Annotated in this window: 22 protein-coding genes; 3 read left to right on the forward strand and 19 right to left on the reverse strand. The window is 57.7% G+C overall.

Translation table 11 applies throughout. From position 1 onward, the window contains the following. Positions 1 to 3 precede the first annotated feature (3 nt). The 12 genes from AYM40_RS29050 to AYM40_RS29105 form a co-directional block, all read right to left on the reverse strand. A complete protein-coding gene (locus AYM40_RS29050) occupies positions 4 to 543 on the reverse strand; it encodes a gamma carbonic anhydrase family protein (protein WP_063499535.1) in 540 nt (179 codons plus the stop codon). Next, a complete protein-coding gene (locus AYM40_RS29055) occupies positions 540 to 1,421 on the reverse strand; it encodes a 3-keto-5-aminohexanoate cleavage protein (RefSeq protein ID WP_063499536.1) in 882 nt (293 codons plus the stop codon). Before AYM40_RS29055 ends, AYM40_RS29050 begins: the two co-directional genes overlap by 4 nt. Positions 1,422 to 1,438: 17 nt before the next feature. Then, positions 1,439 to 2,188, reverse strand: coding sequence for an SDR family NAD(P)-dependent oxidoreductase (locus tag AYM40_RS29060; RefSeq protein WP_063499537.1), 750 nt, complete (start codon positions 2,186 to 2,188; stop codon positions 1,439 to 1,441). Positions 2,189 to 2,202: 14 nt separating this feature from the next. Further along, the gene (locus AYM40_RS29065; protein ID WP_082855510.1) at positions 2,203 to 3,045 is read right to left on the reverse strand and encodes a dioxygenase; all 843 of its coding nucleotides are present in this window, start codon (positions 3,043 to 3,045) and stop codon (positions 2,203 to 2,205) included. A 229-nt stretch (positions 3,046 to 3,274) separates the two neighbouring features. Continuing rightward, complete coding sequence (locus AYM40_RS29070; protein WP_181448436.1) at positions 3,275 to 3,448, reverse strand: hypothetical protein; 174 nt, start codon at positions 3,446 to 3,448, stop codon at positions 3,275 to 3,277. A gap of 11 nt (positions 3,449 to 3,459) precedes the next feature. Next, on the reverse strand, positions 3,460 to 3,813 hold the full coding sequence (locus AYM40_RS29075) for a Rieske (2Fe-2S) protein (protein ID WP_063499540.1): 354 nt from the start codon (positions 3,811 to 3,813) through the stop codon (positions 3,460 to 3,462). Between the two features lie 8 nt (positions 3,814 to 3,821). Continuing rightward, a complete protein-coding gene (locus AYM40_RS42005) occupies positions 3,822 to 4,019 on the reverse strand; it encodes a hypothetical protein (RefSeq protein ID WP_181448437.1) in 198 nt (65 codons plus the stop codon). Positions 4,020 to 4,080: 61 nt separating this feature from the next. Next, on the reverse strand, positions 4,081 to 5,139 hold the full coding sequence (locus tag AYM40_RS29085; RefSeq protein ID WP_063499542.1) for a maleylacetate reductase: 1,059 nt from the start codon (positions 5,137 to 5,139) through the stop codon (positions 4,081 to 4,083). A gap of 6 nt (positions 5,140 to 5,145) precedes the next feature. Next, positions 5,146 to 6,609, reverse strand: coding sequence for an aldehyde dehydrogenase family protein (locus tag AYM40_RS29090; protein WP_063499543.1), 1,464 nt, complete (start codon positions 6,607 to 6,609; stop codon positions 5,146 to 5,148). Positions 6,610 to 6,704: 95 nt separating this feature from the next. Next, on the reverse strand, positions 6,705 to 7,697 hold the full coding sequence (locus AYM40_RS29095) for a hypothetical protein (RefSeq protein WP_063499544.1): 993 nt from the start codon (positions 7,695 to 7,697) through the stop codon (positions 6,705 to 6,707). Between the two features lie 37 nt (positions 7,698 to 7,734). Then, positions 7,735 to 8,226 (reverse strand): hypothetical protein, encoded by a 492-nt coding sequence (locus AYM40_RS29100; protein ID WP_063499545.1) that lies wholly within the window; start codon positions 8,224 to 8,226, stop codon positions 7,735 to 7,737. A 173-nt stretch (positions 8,227 to 8,399) separates the two neighbouring features. Further along, the gene (locus AYM40_RS29105; protein WP_063499546.1) at positions 8,400 to 9,365 is read right to left on the reverse strand and encodes a LysR family transcriptional regulator; all 966 of its coding nucleotides are present in this window, start codon (positions 9,363 to 9,365) and stop codon (positions 8,400 to 8,402) included. A 337-nt stretch (positions 9,366 to 9,702) separates the two neighbouring features. Here AYM40_RS29105 and AYM40_RS29110 point away from each other — a divergent pair, with 337 nt between their 5' ends. The 3 genes from AYM40_RS29110 to AYM40_RS29120 are packed head-to-tail and all read left to right on the forward strand — an operon-like array spanning position 9,703 to position 13,625. Beyond that, positions 9,703 to 10,062 carry a HigA family addiction module antitoxin gene (locus AYM40_RS29110; RefSeq protein ID WP_063499547.1) on the forward strand — a complete coding sequence of 120 codons (360 nt, stop codon included), beginning with the start codon at positions 9,703 to 9,705 and terminating at the stop codon, positions 10,060 to 10,062. 25 nt (positions 10,063 to 10,087) lie between these two features. Then, positions 10,088 to 11,575, forward strand: a complete 1,488-nt coding sequence (locus AYM40_RS29115; protein WP_148662325.1) for an ATPase domain-containing protein — start codon at positions 10,088 to 10,090, stop codon at positions 11,573 to 11,575. Beyond that, the gene (locus tag AYM40_RS29120) at positions 11,562 to 13,625 is read left to right on the forward strand and encodes an ATP-binding protein (protein WP_063499549.1); all 2,064 of its coding nucleotides are present in this window, start codon (positions 11,562 to 11,564) and stop codon (positions 13,623 to 13,625) included. The genes AYM40_RS29115 and AYM40_RS29120 overlap by 14 nt, the downstream gene beginning before the upstream one ends. 56 nt (positions 13,626 to 13,681) lie before the next feature. Here AYM40_RS29120 and AYM40_RS29125 read toward each other — a convergent pair whose 3' ends face one another. The 7 genes from AYM40_RS29125 to AYM40_RS43870 all read right to left on the reverse strand — a co-directional run bounded on the left by AYM40_RS29125 (position 13,682) and on the right by AYM40_RS43870 (position 23,262). Then, positions 13,682 to 14,809 carry an MFS transporter gene (locus tag AYM40_RS29125; protein WP_335341212.1) on the reverse strand — a complete coding sequence of 376 codons (1,128 nt, stop codon included), beginning with the start codon at positions 14,807 to 14,809 and terminating at the stop codon, positions 13,682 to 13,684. Positions 14,810 to 14,880: 71 nt separating this feature from the next. Beyond that, positions 14,881 to 17,169, reverse strand: coding sequence for a hypothetical protein (locus AYM40_RS29130; RefSeq protein ID WP_063499550.1), 2,289 nt, complete (start codon positions 17,167 to 17,169; stop codon positions 14,881 to 14,883). Continuing rightward, positions 17,124 to 17,972 carry a hypothetical protein gene (locus tag AYM40_RS40750; protein WP_148662326.1) on the reverse strand — a complete coding sequence of 283 codons (849 nt, stop codon included), beginning with the start codon at positions 17,970 to 17,972 and terminating at the stop codon, positions 17,124 to 17,126. The genes AYM40_RS29130 and AYM40_RS40750 overlap by 46 nt, the downstream gene beginning before the upstream one ends. A 164-nt stretch (positions 17,973 to 18,136) precedes the next feature. After that, on the reverse strand, positions 18,137 to 19,516 hold the full coding sequence (locus tag AYM40_RS40755; protein WP_148662327.1) for a hypothetical protein: 1,380 nt from the start codon (positions 19,514 to 19,516) through the stop codon (positions 18,137 to 18,139). Between the two features lie 59 nt (positions 19,517 to 19,575). Then, positions 19,576 to 20,085: a hypothetical protein gene (locus tag AYM40_RS40760; RefSeq protein ID WP_148662328.1), complete on the reverse strand. Its 510-nt coding sequence runs from the start codon at positions 20,083 to 20,085 to the stop codon at positions 19,576 to 19,578. Between the two features lie 59 nt (positions 20,086 to 20,144). After that, a complete protein-coding gene (locus AYM40_RS39205; RefSeq protein WP_148662329.1) occupies positions 20,145 to 21,809 on the reverse strand; it encodes a TnsD family Tn7-like transposition protein in 1,665 nt (554 codons plus the stop codon). 43 nt (positions 21,810 to 21,852) lie between these two features. Then, entirely contained in the window at positions 21,853 to 23,262 is a 1,410-nt protein-coding gene (locus AYM40_RS43870; protein WP_148662330.1) for a TniQ family protein, read from the reverse strand. Positions 23,263 to 23,908 lie beyond the last annotated feature (646 nt).

Below are 23,908 nucleotides of genomic sequence, written 5' to 3' on the forward strand. Positions count from 1 at the left end.
TTCCTAAAAGGTCAAGATGACAGGTCGAGCGGTTTTATAACGCTCGGCAAGTGTCGCGTAGCGGACAGCTGACGCTGCCATGCCCTCGAATTCTTCATCACTCAGCGTGCGCAACAGCCGCGCCGGGTTTCCCGCCCACAACTCACCCGCCCCTACCACCTTGCGCGGCGTGAGGACCGCCCCTGCGGCCAGCATGCCGCCCGACCTGACGACGGCCCCATCGAGTACGCGCGCCCCGAACCCGACAAACCCCATGTTTTCTATGGTGCAGGCGTGCAAAATCGCGCCATGGCCAACGGTCACGTCATCCCCGATGATCACTGGCAGACCGTTGGTCGTGCCGTGGATGACCGTGCCGTCCTGGATGTTCGTGCGCATGCCGACCACAATTTTCTGGACGTCGCCGCGCAGCACGCAGTTGTACCAAACGGACGACTGGCGGCCGATGCTCACGTCGCCGACTAGTGTCGTGCCATGGCCGATGTAGACGCTCGGATCCACCTGTGGCGCGCCAAATACCGACGCGTCCTGAAGCGCGCTCATCGTTTCAGCCCCAGCAGCTCGCGCGCCTCCTGGCTGCTCGCCAGTTCGCCGCCCAGCGAATGCACGATGTCGCGCGCACGCGTGACCAGCTCCGCATTGCTTTCGGCGAGCACGCCTTTGGCGATGTAAATGTTGTCTTCAAGTCCGACCCGGACATGGCCGCCCGCCAGCCATGCCTGGGCGACGATCGGGAATTCGGAACGGCCGACACCGAAGGCCGACCAGACGGCCTGACGGGGTAGCAGGTTACGCGCGTAGAGAAGCGTTTCCGGACTGGCCGAGAAGCCGTATTTGACGCCCATCACCAGGGTCCAAAGCCCCGGCCCGTCGAGAACGCCCTCCTTGATCAGGTCCAACGCGAGGTGCAAGTCGCCGGAGTCGAAAATCTCAAGTTCAGGCTTGACACCCGCCTCGCGGATGACGTTAGCCATGCGCGTGACATTCTTAGGTGTATTGATGACAACGTCGCCGCCGGAGTTCATCGTATTCAGGTCGAGGCTGCAGATGTCCGGCTTGAGTTCGAGAATGTGCTCGACGCGCCTTTCCGGTGGCAGCAAGGTGGTGCCTGGCGCCGCGACCCTGGGGTCGTCGTCGCTCGGGATGAAGCGGCCGCCCGGGCCTGTGGTGAGATTAATGATGAGGTCGGCATTCACCGCGCGGATGCGCTCGATGACTTCCCGGTAAAGCGCCACCTCCATCGAGGGCCGCCCCGTCTCGGGATCGCGCACGTGGATGTGAACGGCGGCCGCACCGGCGCGTGCCGCATCGAGCGAGGCGGTCGCAATCTGCCCGGGGGTGATCGGCAGCCCCGGGTGCTGCTCCGGTTTGGTGATATTGCCTGTTACAGCACAGGTGATGATGGTCTTGCGGGAATGCATGGTGGGCCTCGCTGCAACTAGTTCAGGCGACGGCCACCGTCGACGACGATGGTCACCCCGGTGCTGAATTTCAGATGTGTGGCACAGGCCTCGATGGCCGCCGCGATATCGTCCGGCGTCGCGATGCGGCCTAGCGGCGTGGTGGCCGCGACCTTGTCGTTGAAGTCATCGCCACGCCCCGGAACGAACGAGGTGTCGACCACCCCCGGGGACACGTTCAGGACACGAATGCGAGGTGCAAGCGCACGGCCAAGCGAGGCCGCCATCACATCAAGCCCGGCTTTGGCCGCGCAGTAGGCGATGTTGCTGCCATTGCCCGTGGTGCCGGAAATCGAGGAAACGTTGACGACCAGGCCGTCCCCCGACGCATCGAGCAGTTCGCGGAAAGCGCGGATGGCCGCGAATTGCCCGCGCCAGTTGACCTTCAGAATCTCATCGATCAATTCGTCGGTGAGCGCATTCAGGTCGGAATGCTTGACGGGCTGGGTGAAACCCGCCGTGTTCACGAGAATATCGGCGCGGCCATACCGGTCGCGCACCAACCCGGCCAGCGCGTTCAGGCTCTCGCTCTCGGTAATGGCAGCGAGCGCCGCGGTATGGCCCTCACCCGGCAGATCGTCGGCTACCCGCTGCGCTTTGGCGAGGTCACGCTGACCGACCACCACGACGCGGGCGCCGGCTTGCCCAAGACGGTGAGCCGCAGCAGCGCCGATACCGCCGGTTCCGCCGAGGATGACCGCAACCTTCCCTGAAAGTGTGTTCGACACGTGAGACCTCTTCTTTACTTGATGGGGGGAGTTGGGTAGGTCGGCGTTCCTTCGGCAAGAACGAAGTCGTAGTCGAGCGTGTAGTACAGCCTGTCTATGTCCTGCCTCGGACCCGTGCTGGAATCGTGGCGCTGGAACGTGCCGACGAGACGGCGGTTGACACCGAACACGACGTCGGAATTCAGATGCTCCGAGTCATCGGCGAACACTTGCGAGACCAGCGTTGCGTAGCCTTGCGCGATGATCACGAAGTGCAGATGCGCTGGCCGGAACGGGTGGCGATTCTGCTGTTCAAGCAGCACGCCTACCGGCCCGTCAGTGGGCACAGGATAGCCGGCGGGGCGCACGCTCTTGCAGGTGAACCGCCCTTCGCTGTCGGTGTAGAAGTGACCGCGCAGGTTCTTGTCGGGCTGACTCGAATCCTGGTTTTCGTACAAGCCGACTGGCGAGGCCTGCCAGACGTCGACTTTGGCGTTGGCAACAGGCTCGCCTTTGGTGTTGAGCACGCGTCCGCTCACGATGAGCGGGGAGCCGGGCGAGTTCTCGCATGCGATGCTTTCACCATTCGCGTATTGCGGCGAATCACCCCGGTAGAACGGCCCCAGCAGGGCGCCCGGTGTGCGACCGCTTGCGTCCGAGTTGTTCAGCAACGTAACCAGGGTTGAAAGACCCAGCACGTCGGCGAGCAGAACGACCTCGTTGTGCTTGTCGTTGCAAGCCAGGCCGACCGCCCTCACGAAATCAAGGCCCTTCTCGAATTCCTCATCAGTCAGCTTGACCTGCTTCAGGAACGCGTGGCCATGCTCCACCAGCGCGTCGAGGAGCTCCTTGAGCCGGGGATTGTCAGTCTGGCTCATGGCCGCCTTGACAACCGCGGTGATCGAAGCGGCGTCGTCGACGATGTTCTTCAGATGGTTTGAATCTTCCACGGGGCATCTCCATCAGTGCAATCGTTTGCATAATAAATTGCAAATTTGCCGATGTCAAAGCCTAAAGATGCCATAGTTAACCCTGATTACCCAGTCAGGCAGGGCGATTCAGACATTCGCGAGTTACGCAACCGATTGCGCACGAATGGCTTCCCGCTCAAAAACTCGTGCGCAAACCAATGCGCGCGAGCGTCTGCGACCGGTTGCTCGCCGCGCCGTCCGGCTGCAACAAGCCGTTGATCCACGCCCGCGTCACCTCCGCATCGCCCCCCGCGCGCTGATAAATCGCTTCGACGTAACCGGTGGTGCGCTTCGATTTCGTCTCCTTCATGCCCGTCTTCTTCACTCGTCATTGAATATCTTTCGCTGCTCGATACGGATCGCAACACGCGTGAGCGCCGCGCCCTCGCATGGGCCGTCGATGCACTGACCGTCTTCGAAGCGGAACATCGCGCTGTGATGCGCGCACATCAGCAATTCCGCGTCGTAGGCCCAGAAAGTATTCGGTTCGTAATTGAGCGGAATCGAAAAGTGCGGGCATACGTTGCGGTAGGCCCATGCGTCGTCGCCGCGGCGCACAACGACGATGCCTGGCGCGCCGCTTTGCTGAGCCGGAATTTCAAGCGCACCGCCGTCAGGAATGTCGTCGAGCGCGCACAGGAAGACCGCCAGAGGTTCGGGATTCGCCGCGTTCATGGCCGACCTCATGCACGGTGGGGAGTCGACGGCGCTTCGACAAGCGTGATGCTCTGCGACTCGAAGCTGCCGGTGGCGACCGAACGCGGATCCGCGGAGAACACCTGTTGCAACACGTTCTGGATCACGATCGACAATCCGAACGTGACGATCGGCGACGGCAGCGCCGCCCGCTGCGAGCGTGACGAAGCGGCGGCGTTTGGCATCGAAGGAATGTGCGTCCATGATCGTCTCCTGAATTTTTTTGTATGAGTGGGGTCGTTCGCGCTAATCCGGCCGTCTGCCTTCGAAGGCAGCTTCCAGCAGCGTGCGTAGCGGCGTTCGTTCGACTGGCCGCGGATTCCAGTACGGATTTTTCAGCGCGAGATCGAGCGCGACGTCGAGATCGGTTGCGCTCACACCGATGTCTTTCAGTGCGGTCGGCGCGCCGTGATCGCGTGCCAGATCGAAAACGCCTTGCGCGGCGTCGTCGGCATGCAGCGCGCGAGCAATGCGCTTCATCGCCTCGGGTGCGGCCGCGCGGTTATAGGCAAGCACGTGCGGCAACACGATCGTGTGCGTCTGCGCATGCGGCAGATTGAACGTGCCGCCGAGCGTATGGCACAGCTTGTGGTGCAGCGCCATGCCGACGCTGCCGAGTACCGCGCCGCACAGCCATGCGCCATACAGGCACTCGCCACGTGCAGCGAGATCGTCCGGCTGCTGCATCACGCGAGGCAGGCCCTGGCCGAGCGCGCGGATCCCGTCTTCCGCCATCAGCGCGACGATCGGGTTCGTGTCCTGCGCGTAAAGCCCTTCCGCCGCGTGCGCGATTGCGTTGATGCCGCTCGTCAGCGATAACGCGGGCGGCAGCGAGGTGGTCAATGACGGGTCGTAGATCACCGTCTTCGGCAGCACACGCAGATCACGGCCGGTCTTTTTGACGCCGTCTTCGGTCAGGCCGTATATCGGCGTCATTTCGGAGCCGGCATAGGTGGTCGGAATCGCGATGATCGGCAACGAGGTTTCGAGCGCGATCGCCTTGCCGAGTCCGGTTGTCGAGCCACCGCCTATCGCGATCGCGCAATCGGCGCCGACCTGCGTGGCAAAGTCGCGGGCCGCGCGAGCGGTTTCGATCGGCACGTGCATCACGGCTTCGGCATAGACGCCCGCGGCCCGCGAGCCAAGGCTTGCAGCCAGCGCTTCGGCCTGGGCGCGCTGTTGCGGCGTGGACAGCACGATCGCCCGCGTTGCGCCGAGCAAACCGATCTCGCGATCGAGCTGGTCGAGACTGCCCGCGCCGAAGATCACGCGGGACGGCAGGCCGTTATAGATAAACGGTTCCATGGTGGTTCAGCGCGGGTAGTAAGGGGGAATCTGCGCATCCACGTTGACCCAGACCGACTTGGGCTGCGTGTATTCGCGCATCGCTTCGAAACCCATCTCGCGGCCATAGCCGCTCGCGCCGACACCGCCGAACGGGGACGCGGGGCTTACGCGCTTGTAGCAGTTGATCCACACCATGCCAGCACGAATCTCACGTGCCACGAGATGCGCGCGTTGCAGGTCGCGGGTCCAGAGACCCGCGCCGAGACCGTACTCGGTGCCGTTCGCAATCGCGAGCGCTTCTTCGTCCGTGCGGAATGTGGTGACGGTCATGAACGGACCGAACACCTCTTCCTGCGATACCCGATGTTCCGGCTTTGCTTCAACGATGGTCGGCTCGACATAGCAGCCATTCGCCAGCGCGGCATCGTCCGGCGCCTTGCCGCCAGCCAGCACGCGGCCACCCTGTTCGCGTGCGACGTCGACGAACGACAGCACGCGGTCGCGATGCTGACGCGAGGTGAGCGGGCCCATTTCGGTCAGTGGATCGAGCGGATTGCCGATCCGGATCGTGCGGCTCAACGCGGTGAACTTCTCGAGCACTTCGTCAGCGATCGATTCGTGGACGATCATCCGCGAGCCGGCAATGCAAGCCTGCCCCTGGTTATGGAAGATCGCGAATGCGGAGCCTTGCACGACGGCATCGATATTCGCGTCGCCGAATACGATGTTCGCGCCCTTGCCGCCGAGTTCGAGCTGTACCTTCTTCAGATTGCCGCTCGACGCCTGCACGATCTTGCGCCCGATCGCAGTCGAGCCGGTAAAGGCGACCTTGCTGATCTCCGGATGCTCGGCAATGTACTGGCCGGCGACATGACCCAGGCCCGGCAGGATATTGACGACACCGTCCGGAAATCCAACTTCGGCCATCAGTTCCGCGATGGCGAGACTCGACAACGGCGTGAGTTCGGCGGGTTTCATGATCACGCAGTTGCCTGCGGCGAGCGCGGGCGCCATCTTCCAGCTCGTGAACATCAGCGGAAAATTCCACGGCACCACCTGTCCGACAATGCCGACCGGCTCGCGCGTCATGTAGTTGAGAAAGCCCTGCTCGACCGGAATCACCGAGCCCTCGAACTTGTCGGCCATGCCGCCGAAATAGCGGAACGTAGCCGCCGTGCGCGGCACGTCGAGATTGCGCGTGTCGCGAATCGGGTGGCCGGTGTCGAGCGATTCGAGACGTGCCAGCGCGTCGGCGTTCGCCTCGATTGCGTCGGCTAGCTTGAGCAGCAAGCGCCCCCGCTCCATCGCGGCGAGATTGCTCCACTTCGGAAACGCCGCTTTCGCCGCCGCCACGGCGCGATCGACATCGGCGGGTCCGGCCATCGCGACGTCGGCAATCACCGAGTTGTCGTGCGGATTGAGGGAAGCGAGGGTCTCGCCGTTTGCAGCCGGCACGAAGCGGCCGCCGATGAAGAGTTGCGTTTGCATGTCAGTCCTATGCAAGTAAAAGCGGGGCGTGACATTCCCCGCGGCGCCAGCGGTCTGGCGCCGTTCGATCGACGATCGGAGGGAATGCCGGGGCGTTACATCTGGATCGGATACGGCGGCAGTTCGCCGCTTTCGTAGCGCCTGGGCAGATCGGGCGTGGCGTTCTCCCACACCAGCAGCATCGAGCGCTTCTGCGAATAGCCCTTGTGGCGGATGTCAGCCGGCATGGCGGCGATATCGCCCGCGTTCATCGTGATGCGTGCGCGCGGCTCGCCGCTGTCCTTGTCGGCGACGTCCCAGATGATCTGGTCGGACAGTTGCAGGAACCACTCCACACGGTCGTTGCCATGAAACACCGGCAGCACGAATTCCTCGGTGGTCGGGCAGAACAGGCTCTGCTGGCAGACCGACGTAACCGACGGATTCCACGTCACGTCCGAGCGCGACAGGTACTTGAAGAGACTGAACGCATGCAGTGCGCCTTCAAAGCCGGGCTCCGCGTGAATCTCCGGTTCGTCCTGGCCGACGTCCGCAAACTGGCGGTTGACCGGCAAGTCGTCGCGCAACGGCGAATCGCCTTCGAGACCCGGCATACGCTTGGTGGCGATCCGCGTGCGCTCGATCGCGGCGATGTTGTCGCCATGTTTCGTGCCGAACGCGGAGCCGGTTTCTTCGGGTGCGGCGAACGGGTCGAAGCCTTCGTTGACCCAGTCCCTCAGAATGGCCTTGAAGGTCGCCATGATGAGCGGCGTATCGAACTGCTGCGCGTGATCGATACCCGCTTCCTTGAAGCTCGCGTTGTACGCACCGGCGTACATGTCGACCTTGCCGTAGTGATTGCGCGTGCCGATCACTTCGTCGAAATTGACCCAGCCGTAGAAGAAGCCCCAGGCCACGTCGCGCATCATCGCGCGCAGGAAGTCGTCGGCATGCATCTGGTGCGAGCGGGTCTCGCCTTTGGCCGGCCATTTGACGGTAGCGAAATAAGCATCGCGGCTGAATTCGAAATCACCGAGGCGGAACGTGCGATAACCGGACACCGCGTCGGCCTCGCTCGCGGTGACGTTTTGCAGGGTGCTTTTGTCCATGATGGGCTCCAGGAGAAGATCGATCGTGTAGAGGGAATCAGTGGATGCAGATGTCGGCCCACTTCTCGACCGAATAACGTCCGAGGATCGTCTGCACCAGCAGCACGCCCTTCGTCTTCGCTTCGAAGCGATATGCGGCGCCCGCGGGCAGCAGCGCCTGATGGCCGCGGCGCAGCCGCACAAAACCCATCGACTGGCCCGACGGCTGGCCGTCGAGCCGCACGCTGCCTTCGGTCTGCGCGTCGACCAGCGGTCCGTCCGACGGTTTGATGAAATAGACGTCGATCTCGCCGTCGAGCACGACCGCGAATTCATCGTGCGACGCAGCGAACCACGGCGATGAGCCTTCCGCGCGCAGTGTCTCGATCACGTACTTGAGATTCTTGCCGACGACGATTTTCTCGTAGGGCGCTGCACGGCTCGCTACGTCGAACACGTTCGACATCGCGTAATGCTCCGGTTTGCCCTTGATGATTTCGATGGAGCCTTTGCGGAAATTGTCCAGGCTGCCGAACCAGGTCTGTTGCATGTCTGCCTCCAGTTAATCTACGAATCCACGAATGCGTTGCCTGGATTGAAGATTAAGTTGCGGCAGGCGCAACAGCAATGTTCTGAGGGTCGGGAAACGCGAACCCTGGGTGCTTCAAAATCGCGCCAGGGAAACTACCTGGTGGCGAACCCCGAGAGCCCTGCGGGGGGTTCTCAGTCCTCGGCCAGCTCCTCGCCGACGCTTTTGGTCTCGTCGTCCGGCGGCGTGATGCCGAGCGCCCTGTCCCACTGCGGTTCGCGCAGATAGCGGGTGCGCAGGAAGTCGACGAAAGCCTTGACCTTGGTGGTCGAGCGGTGTGAGGCGGGATAGACCGCCGACAGCCACAGCGGCGGCGCTGCGTACTCCGGCAGCACCCGTTCAAGGCGCCGCTCGAGCAGATCGGCCGCGGCGACCATGGTCGGCAGATAGACGACGCCCGCACCGGCCCGCGCGAACTCGAGCAGCAGGTGCACGCTATTGGTTTTGAGCACGGGATTCAGTGCGATTTCGAAGCACTCGCTGCCGCGCATCAGCGGCCACTTGTCGCCCCAAGGATAGTACGAATAACGGGCGAAATCGTGCCGCAGCAGGTCGAGCGGCGTCTCGATCACCGGCTCTTCCTTCAGATAACCGGGCGCGGCGCACAGCACGCCACGCACGGGAAACAGACGCCGCTCCACCAGCAGATTCGACGCCGGCGGATAGATCTGCAAGGCCAGGTCGAAGCCTTCCTGCACCGGATCGATCACCCGGTCGTTGACGGTCACGACGAACTCGACGCGTGGGTAAGCGGCGCGGAATTCGATCAGCGTTTGCGAAAAATGGCCAAGCGCGAAACCCGGCAGAACGTGGATATTGAGCGTGCCGGCGAGCGCCTGCGGATCGCCGCGCGAGCGTCCGGACAGATCGTGGACCTTGTTGACCAGTTCGGCGCATTCGCGGTAGTACGTCTCGCCGAGCTCCGACAGGCGCACTGCCCGCGTCGAACGATGAAACAGCGGCACGCCGAAATGGTCTTCGAGCTGCTTGACCCGCGAGGTCACCACCGATTTGGCGACACCCAGCTGGCGCGCGGCGCCAGCGAAGCTCTGCGCTTCCGCGGCTCGTACGAACGCCTCCATCGACATGAACAGGTCCATGCTGTCTCCTCCGGTCACCGTGGCCTGCAGGCCGCTTTGGCCTTGTTAACGGAAGTGTAGTCCGCTTCGGGAGTCTGGGCCGGGGCACCGCTTGCGTAGGCAGGATCGTTTGCGACCGTGGGTCAAACCGGACAGCGACGCAATCAGGGGATCGCGCCACACCGATACGTGGGCGCCCCGCTCTCAGAGCAGAAGCTCTGGCATAGGCAGGGCGAAATGTCCGTCGACACGAGGCCGTAGTCTCATGGGGAGCCGTGACGCATAAATAGCGCGCGCTTACGGCAGAACATCCTGTGATACTCTGGACCGAGTGTCACACGGGAGTTGACAGCGCGATATGAAAGCGGCGGCCGCTAAAGGGTCTTCAAGACTCGTCGAAACACCCCACCCGGGCACCTTCCTGCGCGACCATGTTTTACCCGGCTTGACGCTTTCGGTGAGCCAGGCCGCTCGCGATCTCGGAATTTCGCGCCAAACGTTGCATCGGATCCTCGACGGCAGCACTGCGATCACCCCGGAGATGGCCACGCGCCTTGGGGTGCTCGCCGGGTTACCCCCTATCTTCTGGTTGCGTATTCAGTGCGAGTACGACCTCCAGCGAGCTCGCGTTTCACTGGCGGACGCTCTGCTCCGAATCCCAAGACGCACTCTTCCCCACAAAATCATGAAGGAACTGGGAGCGCTCAATGGACGCTGAGACAGGCATCACAGGTACGAGACCCATGGCCCCAACCGGCGTGCCGGGATTGGACGACGTTCTGAGCGGCGGCCTGACTCAAGGAAATCTTTTCCTTCTCGAAGGCGAACCTGGGACCGGGAAAACCACTATCGCTCTGCGTTTCCTGCTGGCGGGCGCGGAGACCGGCGAGCAAGGTCTTTACATCACCTTGTCCGAAACAGAACAGGAGTTGCGCAGCGGTGCGGCTTCTCACGGCTGGCGTCTCAACGACAAAATCGAGGTGTTCGAGGTCGTGCCGCCGGAAAGCCTGCTTGACGCCGACCAGCAGCAAAGCCTGTTGTATTCCTCAGACCTCGAACTCGGTGAGACCACCAGGCTGATTCTGGGCGCTTTCGAGCGGGTGAAGCCAAAGCGCGTAGTCCTCGACAGTTTGTCGGAAATACGTCTGCTCGCTCAAAGCTCTTTGCGATATCGCCGCCAGGTTCTCGCGTTCAAGCATTACTTTTCGCGCCATGGTGCGACAGTCCTGTTGCTGGATGATCTGACCTCGGACGCTGCGGATAAAACCGTTCATAGCGTCGCCCACGGTGTCATCAAGCTTGAGGAGCTCGCGCCCGACTATGGGGCCGAGCGGCGCAGGCTCAGAGTCGCGAAGTACCGCGGCCACGCGATTCGTGGCGGATATCACGACTTCTCGATCAAGAAGGGCGGCATTTCAGTGTTCCCGCGCCTCGTCGCGTCAGAACATCGGACGAAGTTCGAGCGCCGGCAGATAGCCAGCGGCGTCGCCGAACTGGACGCGCTCCTTGGCGGTGGTGTGGAGCAAGGGTCCAGCACGCTGGTTCTTGGTCCAGCTGGTACAGGCAAGAGCACCTTCGTGCTCCAGTTTATTGCCGCAGCGATCGCACGAGGCGAGAAAGCGGCGCTATTCGTCTTTGACGAGGAACTCGGACTGCTGTTTGACCGAACCCTCGCAATGGGTTTTGATCTGGAAGCCATGCGCGACGCGGGCAAACTGCTTATCGAGCAGGTTGATGCCGCGGAACTGTCTCCTGGCGAGTTCGCTCATCGCGTACGCGAGCGCGTCGACCATGCGCAGGCAAAGACCGTGGCCATCGACAGCCTGAACGGCTACCAGGCTGCGATGCCCCAGGAAAACGCGCTGGTGCTGCATATTCATGAGTTGCTCCAATATCTGAACAGGCAAGGCGCGACCACTTTTCTGACCGTGGCGCAGCACGGCCTGGTCGGCGATATGAAGGCGCCGGTGGATGTGACTTATCTCGCGGATACAGTCATCCTGCTGCGTTATTTCGAGGCCTTGGGACGGGTGCGGCGCGCGGTCTCCATCATCAAGAAACGCACCGGTCACCACGAAGAATCCATCCGGGAGTTTCGCATCGGCCAGAGCGGCCTGATCCTTGGCGCACCTCTGGACGATTTTCAGGGGGTGCTGCGCGGCGTGCCGACTTTTGTCGGCACTACCGGACCGCTGCTGACCCCGGGTGCGGCCGGCAATGAACCCCACTGACCGCACCCTCTGCCCGGCATTAGTGTTCACGCCGGCAGGGCGGGACGCCTCCGTGGCGCTTGCCCTTCTGCGCGAAGCGAGAGCGGAAGCGATTGTGTGCCCGGACCTCGTGCGTTTCTCTGCCATGCTGAGCGACGAGATCAGTTGCGCGGTCGTCACCGAAGAAGCGCTCCGCGGTGGTGACCTCCGTGCGCTAGCGGCCTGGGTAGCGGCGCAACCCGCATGGTCAGACTTCCCGTTTATCGTGCTGACCCAGCGTCGCGGCACGCCGGATGGAGATGGGCAACTCGCCGAGCTATCGACGATGCTCGGGAACGTGACCTTTCTCGAGCGTCCGTTTCACCCGACGACATTTATTAGCGTGGTAGGCACCGCATTGCGCGGCCGGTTTCGACAGTTCGAGGCCCGCTCCCGCATTGAAGAGTTGCATGAGGGCGAGGCGCGCCTGCACACCGCGCTCACGGCTGGCCAACTGGGTTCCTGGGAGCTGGATCTGTCGACCTCCGGCCTCATTACGTCGGCCACCTGCAAGGCAGTCTTCGGACGTGTGCCGTACGCGGATTTCTCATATGGGCAACTCGTCGCGAGCGTCCATCCCGACGATCGTGACCGGATGCGGAACGCCGTGAGCGAGAGCTACGCAACAGCCTGCGATTTCACGATTGAATGCCGCACCGTCTGGCCCGATGCAACCCTGCATTGGGCTGAACTTCGCGCCCGCCTGGTACGCGACGGATCACGGAATGGTATGCGGCTTGTCGGCGTGGCATCCGATGTCACCGCGCGCAAAACCACCGAAGACAGCCTGCGCCGTGTCAATGAGACGCTTGAAACGAAAGTTGCCGAGCGGACCGCGGAACTCGAACGTGCCCATCAGGTTGTCCTGGATGAGATCCGGCAACGCGAGCGCACAGAAGAACTTCTGCGCCAGGGTCAGAAGATGGAAATGATTGGCCAGATAACCGGAGGTGTGGCCCACGACTTCAACAACCTGCTGATGGCGGTGATGGGCAATCTTGAACTGTTGCGCAAGCAGATTCCGGACGATCCGAAGACGGGGCGTTTGATCGACGGCGCCCTTAAGGGAGCGCAACGGGGTGCCGCCCTGACGCAACGTCTTCTGGCTTTCGCAAGGCAACAGGACCTCAAGATTGAACCGACGCATCTCTCCCATCTGATTCGCGGGATCACTGACTTGCTGGAACGGTCGATCGGGTCGCAGATAGAACTCAAGCTCGACCTACCCGATACGTTGCCGCTTACCTTGGTGGACGCTAACCAGATCGAGCTCGCGTTGCTCAATCTTGTCGTCAACGCCCGCGACGCGATGCCGGACGGGGGGACATTATCAATTAGCGTTGACGTGGCTAATTCGCCGGGGCGAGATGAACTTACAGCCGGTGACTATCTGTGCCTTACCGTTAGCGACACGGGAAAAGGCATGGACGCCGCAACGCTCGCCAAGGCGACGGAGCCTTTCTTTACGACCAAGGAACTCGGCAAGGGCACCGGACTGGGCCTGTCGATGATTCACGGACTGGCGCTGCAATTGAACGGCTCGCTACGGCTCGAAAGTGAATTGGGGCGTGGCACCCGGGCATCGTTATGGCTGCCGGTTACTTCACAGGAGCCGATTGCGCCACGGCTGACAGAACCTAAGCCTCAAGGCAATCCTATCGATTCCATACATGCCACCATCCTCGTCGTCGATGACGACGCCTTGATTGCCACAAGCACGGCGTACCTGCTTGAGGACATGGGGCACGAGGTCATTGAAGCGGACTCCGGCGCAAAGGCACTCGAAGTACTGAAGAACGGGCAGAAAGTGGATCTCCTCATTACCGACTACTCGATGCCAAAGATGACCGGAGTGCAGTTGGCCATCGCTGCACGCGAGTTGCGACCGAACCTTCCGATTCTCCTCGCCACAGGCTACGCCGATCTGCCACAGGGGGCGAGCCTGGACATCCCAAGGCTGCGCAAACCGTATCAACAGCATCAGCTCGTGGCAGAGATAGCCCGGGCTCTTCGAAACGCGCGCTCTGACTAGCTTCTTTGCGGGCCGCACGGGGTCGACAGCTTTCGGCACCACTCAGAGTCCGTGGGCTACTGAGAGATTTTCTCCAGTTCAATGCCCTTCGTCCGCGGTCCCATCAAACCGATCGCCAGCATGACGACCAGCATCGCACCGGCGATAAACACGAACACGCCGGTCGTGCCGAAGTGCTTCAGCACCGCCGCAATCAGAAACGCTGTGAAAATCGCCGAAAAACGGCTCCACGAGTAGACAAAGCCCACCGCGCGTGCACGGATGCTGGTCGGAAAAAGCTCGGTTTGATACGCATGGTAGCTGTACGAAATGATATTGCCCGCGAGCGTCAGACACACGCCGAGGCTCACCAGCAACACCGCGCCGGACGCCTGGCTGAACCACAGACCGCACACGATATTCACGGCCGCCATCGTCACGATCACCGTCTTGCGCTCGAAGCGGTCGCCGATAAAGAGGCCGATCACCGGACCGATTGGGGCGGCCAGCGCAATGACGCTCGAGTACATCAGGCTCGTGGTGATCGTTATGCCCTGCTTGATCAGCAGCGTCGGCACCCAGTTCGCGAAGCCGTAGAAGCCGACTGTCTGGAAGATATTGAAGATCGTCATCATCAGCGTGCGGCGGCGGTACGGCGGCACCCACATATCGCGGAAGCGGCCGCGCGGCGCAACCGGCACGGGCGGTGCGGGCGGCGGCAGTTCGCGGCCGTATTCGCTGCGCACTTTCGCTTCCAGTTCATTCATCACGCGCTCGGCTTCGGCGAGACGCCCTTGTTGCGCGAGCCAACGCGGGCTTTCCGGCAACGCGCGCCGGATCCACCACACGAACAGCGCACCGTGCGCGCCGATCAGCACCACCCAGCGCCAGCCGTCGAGTCCGAACAGCGTGCGCGGCACCAGCAGATAGGACAGAAACGCGACCACCGGCACCGCCGTAAAACCGACAGCCTGCTCGCACGCGAAAGCGCGGCCGCGAATCTGCTTGGGCACCAGCTCCGAGATATACGTGCCGATCGTCACGAGCTCGACGCCGATGCCGATCCCCGCCTGTGGGTCTACAAATAAGCCCGTTAAAAAAATAGCGTTAGAAGCGCTTACGGCACTGCAGCATATTGCCGAACAACCTTTTGGAGGGTACCCCAATCGTCTTCGATCATTTGAACATCTCGATCGCCAAGTCAAGTTTTTAACCCCCTAACGTTGAGACGACTGCGAAACGTCAGTTTTGACAAAATCAAAGCGGGGTCGACCGGTTAGGAACCGCGTCCGCTAATGATCTTAGCCATCCCTTCACGGAGGTCTCGTTTCGCTTGATCTCGTGCGGCGCGAACCTGCTGCTCGACTTCGCGATCCTCGGCACTCGTTTGAGTATCACGCGAGGCGGTTTGGACAGGCTGCCTGTCGGCACCTTCATGACCACTCACACTTCTAGCTGCCACCTTCCCAGCGTGCAATCTAGCTCTTTCGGCTGCCTCGTACTTTTCAAGCTTTCCCTCGGCTGCGCGTGCCGTGGCTTGCTCCCCTGAGGACAGGCGATTGCGCACTGTATGTCGTGAATTTATGAAAGAATCCACAACATGGCCCGGCAGAGGCGTCGAGAACGTTTTTTTTCTCTCGTGCCTTATCTTCGTTTTGCTATCCTGAACTCCAAGATCGAGTTCCACGTCCTCCACAACTAATCCACGCCAACGCTGAGCATCCGTCGGAGAACACTCCAGAAGTACAATGTCACCTGGACTTCGCTTCCAATACAACACCGTCGGATCGTCGGGGTCCTGAAGTGGGGTGATCATCGGCAGCTTTTTTGGATCTCCCAGACACTTTGAAATCTCTATTTCATATGCCAGTCGATACTGCTCACTCGTGAAATCCGCATCTTGATGGCTCACGCCTTCTTTCGACATCCTGCGCGGCCGTAAGCGCGGCAGCAATGCGGTATACACATCGGTTTCGGCAAATTGACGATTCTCCCCTCCCCTTCTGCCGGACACCGCGTGCCTGAAAAGTTCTTCGCGCGAAGGATTGGCTTTCGGTTCGCTCGCCCGACGAGTCTCAGGAAAGTGTCGCTTAAGAAGCAACTGCTCGTTATATTCTTTTGCAGCTTCGTAAGCATAACGAAGCAACTCTTTGCGTGTTACTTTTGCAACTAATTTCGACCGCCGGCGGCCGTCCTTTGCGAGCTCTGTCCTTTCTCTCGTAAAAGCGCCTGGCAGGTTTCTTAGACGCCGGGTGAGAACGTTTATCAGACTTTCTATGGTTCCCTTGGCGCGACCACAGGCGATTGGCGCGATCATTAGCCCTATATCAGCACCGTCCGGAGATGTTAATGGTTGGCGAAATCTCTTCGAGTTTGCTGATCCCCGATCGACCAAAATATCATTTGGTCTGACTTTGAAGTCAAAGAGATTTTCTGGAAGCCCCAATTGCTTCATCAGGCGACCCTGCGACGTGCAAGCCCTAAATAACACCGACCTGTACGTATTTGCGCTTTCAGGATTCGTGGTTATATGGATCGACAAAATGGTCCCGGTCCAAAGGTCCGCTACTACCATAAGAGTGGGACGGCCAATCGGGCGACGCGAGATAGAAGAGACGATCTCAAACTTCGCGATGGTCCCATCAATGACAAGGATATCCCCTGGGCCCAATGCGAGGTCTGCGGCGGTTCCCCGGCCCGCCGCGTATCGGTCCCGCCACTCGCGGGCGCCAACGAGGTGCCTCAGCTTCTCCGGATTTTTTTTATATCGTCGAGCATACGCGGCAAATTGAGCGGCCGTAACCATTTTCGACATTTTCACAGGGTAACGCGTTCTTGTCCCCTCTGACTTAGCACCGTTGTCTTGGTGCCAGAAGCGTCGATGCATGATTACGCGTGCATCCTCATAGGTAAAGCCCAACAAAATCACCAGATGCCAGACTGCCCACTGTATGTGGCGCAACGCCCATCTCGTAACCGGATAGTTCTTTAGCGGGCTTCTACTGTTACCCTTTTCGTACACATTCTTCGCACCTCTCTTCTTCAACACTGCCCCCCTTTTACGAGTTTCAGCCGACGGATAAGGCCGCAATGCGACCACGTCGCAGCCGAAGTTTTCGTAGAATGTGAGCAACATCAAAAGGCGCTGAACGGAAACCCCCGCCCTCTTAGCCTGCTCGCGAAGCAGCCGAGAGCGCTCGTGAATGTCACTGTAGAACCTGCTGCGTCCCTCTGCTGTAATTAAATTACCCAGTAACCGTTGTCTATACGCTTGCGTCGCACGCGCCTTAAATTCATCTTCGGGATCATCTCGCAACTGACTCATAACAGCAGGTCGAATACTTTCCTCTTGCTCAATTAATTTTCCAGATCTTAGACGCGCCTCAACCTCCTTGATTGAGTATTTTTTTGCGAGTGAGCTATTAGCCGGTACATCAGAATATACCTGCCGTATGAAAACCGTATCATTCTTTGAATCAACCCACACCGTGCGATAGTACCTCTTCCCCCGGACACCCTTTAGGCTGCCAAAGAGCTGCTGACCTTCCCACAATAAGAGATCCATGGCGGCACCGCCTCGTTGGGTTGAATTAAGCAAACAGGATATGCGGTTCGCACCGGATGAGAGAGGTCAATATAAATGAATCCGAAATTTACGGCTGCAGAAAACAATTTATACGTTTGGTCGATGCCTAAATTGAGGCGCCTTGCGAGCTTACGCAAAAATACATCAAGTGCACCGTAGTCGTATTCGCGATAGAAAAATTCTCCCACATCTCGGGCTGCTGCCAATTCCGAATTGAAATCGAGTCCCTTCCCCCACAAGCTAATTTGCCTAGCAGATTTACCACATTCGTCAAGAACACGGCTACGAGAAAAGACAACATGATTATAACCAACGATTTCGCTATCTCTTCGTTCGCGAGCGAGCCTGCGCTTTACCTTTGTTTTCAGCCGGTCGTGTTCAGTTTTGTGTGAAAGAACTGTGTAGTCAAGCTGCCCCCCTTGCGTCGTCGCAGTAACAACGATATCCAAACTCAAAACATCTCGACGCCGTATCTCCGGTTTTTCAGATCGCAACCCACAAACGTACTCGTCCAAGGCGACACGTGCCGGCTGCAACAACAGCGGATACTGGCAGCGGTACGCTAGAACAAATGGCGAAATCTCGAGAAGACAAGCCATTCCTTTTTCACCCATACCGAGACAATCACAAGTTCGCCCGTTCTTCCTACTGTTAAACAGGTAGTCCAGCGTATAGGTAGAATTTACACCTGCCTGAATCACTGGAACATAATCAGCTCCGTGAGGTATTCCGAGCGGGTCATCCGGAAGGTTGACACAGGGGAATTCCAAATCGTGCATCATAAAGCTACCTCCCGGAGGAAAATTCGAAATTTCCCCATCCTAACGATTTAGGTAACTCCACAAGAGCTATCGCATTCTCGATCTCGATTGCCGACACACCCTGCTACGCCCTTGATCGATTTTTATCCATCAAACCTAGATTACTACGACGTCGCCTCGGAATTTTATTTAGCTATTTTTCGCTTCGCAATTTCTTTATTTGCGCGCCTCTCTGAGATGTGCGCTAGCCGCGCATTACGCCTAAGCACCGCAAGTCGATATTTATCAGTATCAATATATTCTTCGTACTTTTTCAACAGCTCTATTGATACACCCTGCCCTTTATATGCACAATGCATGATTTCCACGCCGGGGGCGATCCCGGCCAGCTCTCGGTCAGCGAAATCGCGCACGTATTTCTCCGAAATCTTTCGCAAATTGTCCTCCGCAATCTGCGCGAACAGCGGTTCAAGAAATTCGGCTATATAGCGGCGCAGACCAGCGGTACGGCGATATACCTCTAACGGGAACCACGAAGGCATTTCAATTTGCCAAGGTGTAACCTGACGCTGCCACATTTTTTCGCAGATATCGTGAATTTCCTGCCCGTTCCTGACCGGCGGTATTTCCAGCGTCCCTTGTGCGAACAGTTTCTCGGATTGCGACCGGTGCCTTTGCAGCACATCCTGCAGAAGAATGGTACCGGAGCACATAAACGGAACGCCCGACGTTTCCATCGTACCAACGATTAAACCTAACATCCCGTCGCGCAATCGCTGGTCGACGCGACTCCAAAGTTGGCAGTCGTCGATAAAGACGAATCCAACAAGATTCGAACTCAAAATCTTCGAGAGCTGCAGAACATGATCCGAATTTTTCTTGATCATATCTTCGAAGTGAGATGGAAGCATGGAATCCACTTCGGCCGCGATCGCTACGGCGAGTTGCCTAGGCGACGTTCTTCCAGCTGCGCTAACGTAAAGAATGGGAATCTGTGGCCATATGCATGGCTTACCACCGAATTCCATGTGGATTCTTGCACATTGGCGTATATAGACACGCCCGCGAGCAATAGTGCAGGATTTCCCGCTGCCGGATGGACCAATCAGAACGCCGCCGCTTGCCGGACCAATCGATCCCGCGATCCGAGCAGCGATGACTGGAGAACTTGCTCTGACTACTGTCCAAAGAAATTGCTGGAATTCAGGATCAAGCGGATTACGATGTCTATATGACTCCCTTAGCATTTGCACAAATCGCTGGATCGCCCGAATATGCGCGACAGCCGGCACAAACACGTGCTTGATCTCTCCGGCAAATTCCATTCGAACTTCAAGTGGAAGCAAGCTGAATCCACGAGGTCGTTTCTCAGGCTCCACAGCCAAAAATTCCTGGGCCTCTGTCCTAGACAGAGGGCCCGGAAGACAGGTCACGAGAGGATTGTTTTTGAACCTCGGGTTGAACTCGTCGGTTCGATAACGCGCTACTTCAATCAGTCCATCTATCAGCCGATCACGTATCCATGGAGCACGCAAAAGATCCGCCTCGCTTAACAGTTGTTTCATGAATCATTCTCCTTACGATATGAAACACGCAAATTTCGACCCTGGCCCTTTCGTCGTCATCACTTAGGGACAGCGCCACGTTTACCTGCGTTGGGGACGCGAGTAATGGCGGACGATTTCCCGATACCGGTTGGACCAATCAAGACGCCGCCGCTTGCCGGACCAATCGATCCCGCGATCCGAGGAGCGATGACTGGAGAACTTGCTCTGACTACTGTCCAAAGAAATTGCTGGAATTCAGGATCATGCGGATTACGATATCTATATGACCCGGACAACATTTGCACAAATCGTTGGATCGCCCGAATATGCGCGACAGCCGGCACAAACACGTGCTTGATCTCTCCGGCAAATTCCATTCGAACTTCAAGTGGAAGCGAGCTGAATCCACGAGGTCGTTTCTCAGGTTCCACGACCAAAAATTCCTGGGCTTCTGTCCTAGACAGAGGGCCCGGAAGACAGGTCACGAGAGGATTGTTTTTGAACCTCGGGTTGGACTCGTCGGTTCGACAATGCGCCATCTCAATCAGTCCATCTATTAGCCGATCGCGTATCCATGGTTGTTTCATGAATCATTCTCCTTACGATATTAAACACCCGAATTTCGGCCCCACCCTTCTCGCCGCCATTAGCTAGCGGAGATCCTGCGCTTACCTGCGTTCTGGCGACGGCGGTCGCGCATTAACTGCCGAACCTGCGGGGGCTCCTCCCCGTTCCTAGGAAGGGAACCGCGCGCCAACCGAGCGGCGACTGGCGCCGACAAGCCAGTGAGCAACTTGATATAAACGCTCATGGTAGAAGTCCCAGGATTGCCGTACGTCCATAAATATCTGGCAAGCCTACACATATACCGCTCAGGAGTTTCAGAAACTTTATTTACAAAAGCAGCCGAGCGGGGATATAGATTAAGATTCTTCGAAATCATCGAATACGCTGGGAATCCATCGAGTAATTTTCGCTTGGTTATTTTTACAGGTCTACGTGTCTCGTCACATAGAGAGGCGTGTTTATTTTTTACATGCGAAAGCAATTTTATATCGATCTCTGCTCTTCTCGAAAAATAATGAACCGAATCACTCCCATGATATATATGTCTAAGATGCTCTTCAAGCCACGCCCTATCGAAATTCTCGACATAGGCGTATTCATCAGGTAATCGTCGGCGTATCTCACGGAGCCCATCATTCGTATGATTTTTGATGTCCATCAATATAGATTCTTTACAGGACGTCAATTTTTCACCCGACATGCCAACGTCGATGTTTTTTGCATAATTCTGCAATTTTTTATAAGATCCAAAAAGTAAATTCATTATTATGGCATTTTTTGCCAAACCAATTGGCACAGTTCCACATTTTACAATTTGTTCCAACCAACCTCCGTCCAACCCGATATTCAGACGAGTTAGTACGCTGTCGCGATACGCACCGCACACATATTTTCTTAAACACTCTCCATTTTCGATTCCAAGACTCAGAAGTTTACTTTTATACGCCTCCCCCACAATTTCCCGGGTAATTACATCAAAATCCGAAACCAAAATAAAAGATCGGATCATTTTCGCTATACGGATATAGGGTTCAATATTCGTTCTCCGAGGTAGACAAGGTACAGTTAGTCCCCCGCAAACGCAGTCGATAGAGGGAAGCCATGATCGATGCGATTTGCCGCTGGTCCACGCACAACGACCGCAACCCGCCGTAAGCGAGCATTCGTGAACATCACATGCCAATACTCCGGGAAGACAGTGAAATCTCCGAAAATAAGAAGTCCCGAACTTTCGAAAATCATCTATCGCACATAATTTGCAATACCGGGCAGCGTATCGATTTCCATCTTTGGAAAATGCTGTTGCAATACCCTGCCGCAAGCTGCTTTGGTCCCTCATCTTCAGAACAGAATTAGCATAAATTCGTTTATTCGAAAACAATCTATACGCAGGCAAACCCGTGTGCTTCTGGACGAGCACCTCTCCTCCGTTCATACCCAATGCCAGCCCGAGTCTATCAAGGCCAGTGGGGTACGCAAGCGGCGGAAACGACAGCGAGCCACAGAATAACCTCCAGAGATCCATAATCCAACCGATACCAGATAGGAAGGTGGCACGGGTGATGAAAGACATAATTGTCTCGTCCTCCAACAAGCATGGTAAAATCACGTTTAATTCATCCATTTCTACCTCACAATTTTCAAACCATAAAATTGATTTAATATCGCGATTGAAGCCAAGTAATTTACAAAACGGATAAACATAATTTATTTTCAGTCTTCTCATATTATTTTTAATTCTCACTCCTTATTAAATAAAATAAGACTTCGATGATTCCATAGCACCCTTATTTTCCTGTCCAACGCGGATCATTCTGTATGCCGGTTATTAACGCGCTCGTTTTTGGCAGATCACTTTTTAACGTATAAAACGTACGTTCCGCGGGATGACCTAATAGCAATGTCCGTACAGATAACCTGCGCCACTCCTGCTCCGGACCGGATCGCAATGTCTCGCACCTCATCTGTACGTACTCCGCCAGAACGTCGTCTAGTTGAGCCATTCGACTTGATCGGCCAGCGGCGTAACCAGTGCGCCTGCGACTTGGTGGTGCAACGGCCTCGTACGTTTTCCGGTCATGTAGCATCAAATAGCAAGCCGCATAGCTGCACTTTGCGAGAAGTTGGCTTCGCGTCGCATCCGGGTTCCCTCGCACATACTCTCGGACGCGAGCGGTTGCCGACTCCAATTTTTCCGATGAGTATGCTTGACCTCTTGGCGACCGCAAGCGACACTTCGTTTCTTCGCCCGCTAATGCGAACGCGGAAACGCTTTCCTCGAACTGCTCAAAGCTTTCCCAAAGGAAGTCAATCAGATATGCAACCCGCAGCACTCCAGCCTGTTTTGCCCCTTCTGATAGAGAGTGCACAAACGAGGGAGGGCCACCCGCCCCTTTCAGGCCAAGGTCATTTAAAAGTTTGTCTCCGTATCGAAACCGGAACTGCTCAAATAGCGAGGCGCGATCCAACCGGGCGCCCCGCCTGAATCCCAAGTCACGTGCACGTTGACGGAACAAAGCGCCTAAGTAACACTCGTCGGCATAGTAGCGATTCGAGCGGCGCGCTAGCGTCAAAAGCGTCGCTATCCGGATGTGTGTCTCTAATTCGCTGCTACTTTCTGGCAACAACGGCTTCGCCAAGCTCCCGCAAAAACACTCGGCAGAGGGAGATCTTATAAGCTCATTGAACGCTTGGCTTTCTCTACAGCGCCCGCATCCTCTAGTTAGCGAGACCCTATGAATAGGACAGGCGCCAACGCCGGTGTACTCCCACTCAATCCTCCAGTAAGGAAATCCAAACTTCGCCTCGTCGTCGCATGCGCAGCGCTGACAGTAGGCACCTCCCAGCCGAGTTCGGTACAAACCTTTTCCCAAGGCTGCATAGCTTAGTTCACGGTCAAAGCATGCCCCTCGCCTAATGCGTGCGAGAATGTGATGACGATCCGGCTGTGGCAGCATGAGATGCATTGCAGCGGGGATCGTAGTGTGCTGGTCAACAATGTCGTCCACGGATCCCAGGACACCGGCAGTCTCCAATGCCAATTGCGCAAGGTTACCCGCGGGCAGTCCGACAAGAAGCCGACTGACGCCAAGATTCCTCCGCGCCATAGATGCGATCGAACGGTCGAGCAGAAGTGACGCGCGCCGCATTGTAAAGCCGGAAACCGACTCCGAATCCATAATGAACGGAATTAGCATATTCGATCTTCTTCCAATCGATACGTACTACAAATTAAATATGGTTGGTGGAGTTCGTACATCTCTTTGCGTCCCCATCGGTCATGCGGCAGTATGCTCCAGCAACGCGGAGATGGCGTCTATGTTAGGCAAGCCCACGACTCATACTTCATGGACCTGTCGCACAACGGTAGTTCGAACATCAGTGACCTCGCGTCCAACTGCGCTGTTGTGCAGGCACTGAATATCCATGGACGTTGATGCGCCGAACCCGGTCAGGCAAGCAAGGCGACCGGTAAGGTTCAAGACAACGAGGTTCAGGGGCACTGCAACCGGGCGTGTTCTCCGTGTTAATCATCGAGGGCGTGCGCCCCTCAGAGAGCTCACATCCCCCGAGAAAGTCCAAGTGGAGGCGCGCGAATTTGGCGAGATTGTTCGAACGTCGATTCGAGCTGGGCACGTCATAAGGTGTTTGCCGCACCCTAAGCCGCGTGGAGTCATATACCCCATCCACCATTGTGGTTATAGTGCCCTGAGCACATTCCTTACCGTAGACGAACTGAGCGGCAACTTGGAAGCGACGTTTTATGCCAGCCTGCCAGATCTTCTGCGGCTGTGGACTGACGCGGTCGACAGCGCACTCGATGGTCCTAACCTGCCATCTAAG

This window comes from Paraburkholderia phytofirmans OLGA172 (assembly GCF_001634365.1).
In the GTDB taxonomy this organism is placed as follows: domain Bacteria; phylum Pseudomonadota; class Gammaproteobacteria; order Burkholderiales; family Burkholderiaceae; genus Paraburkholderia.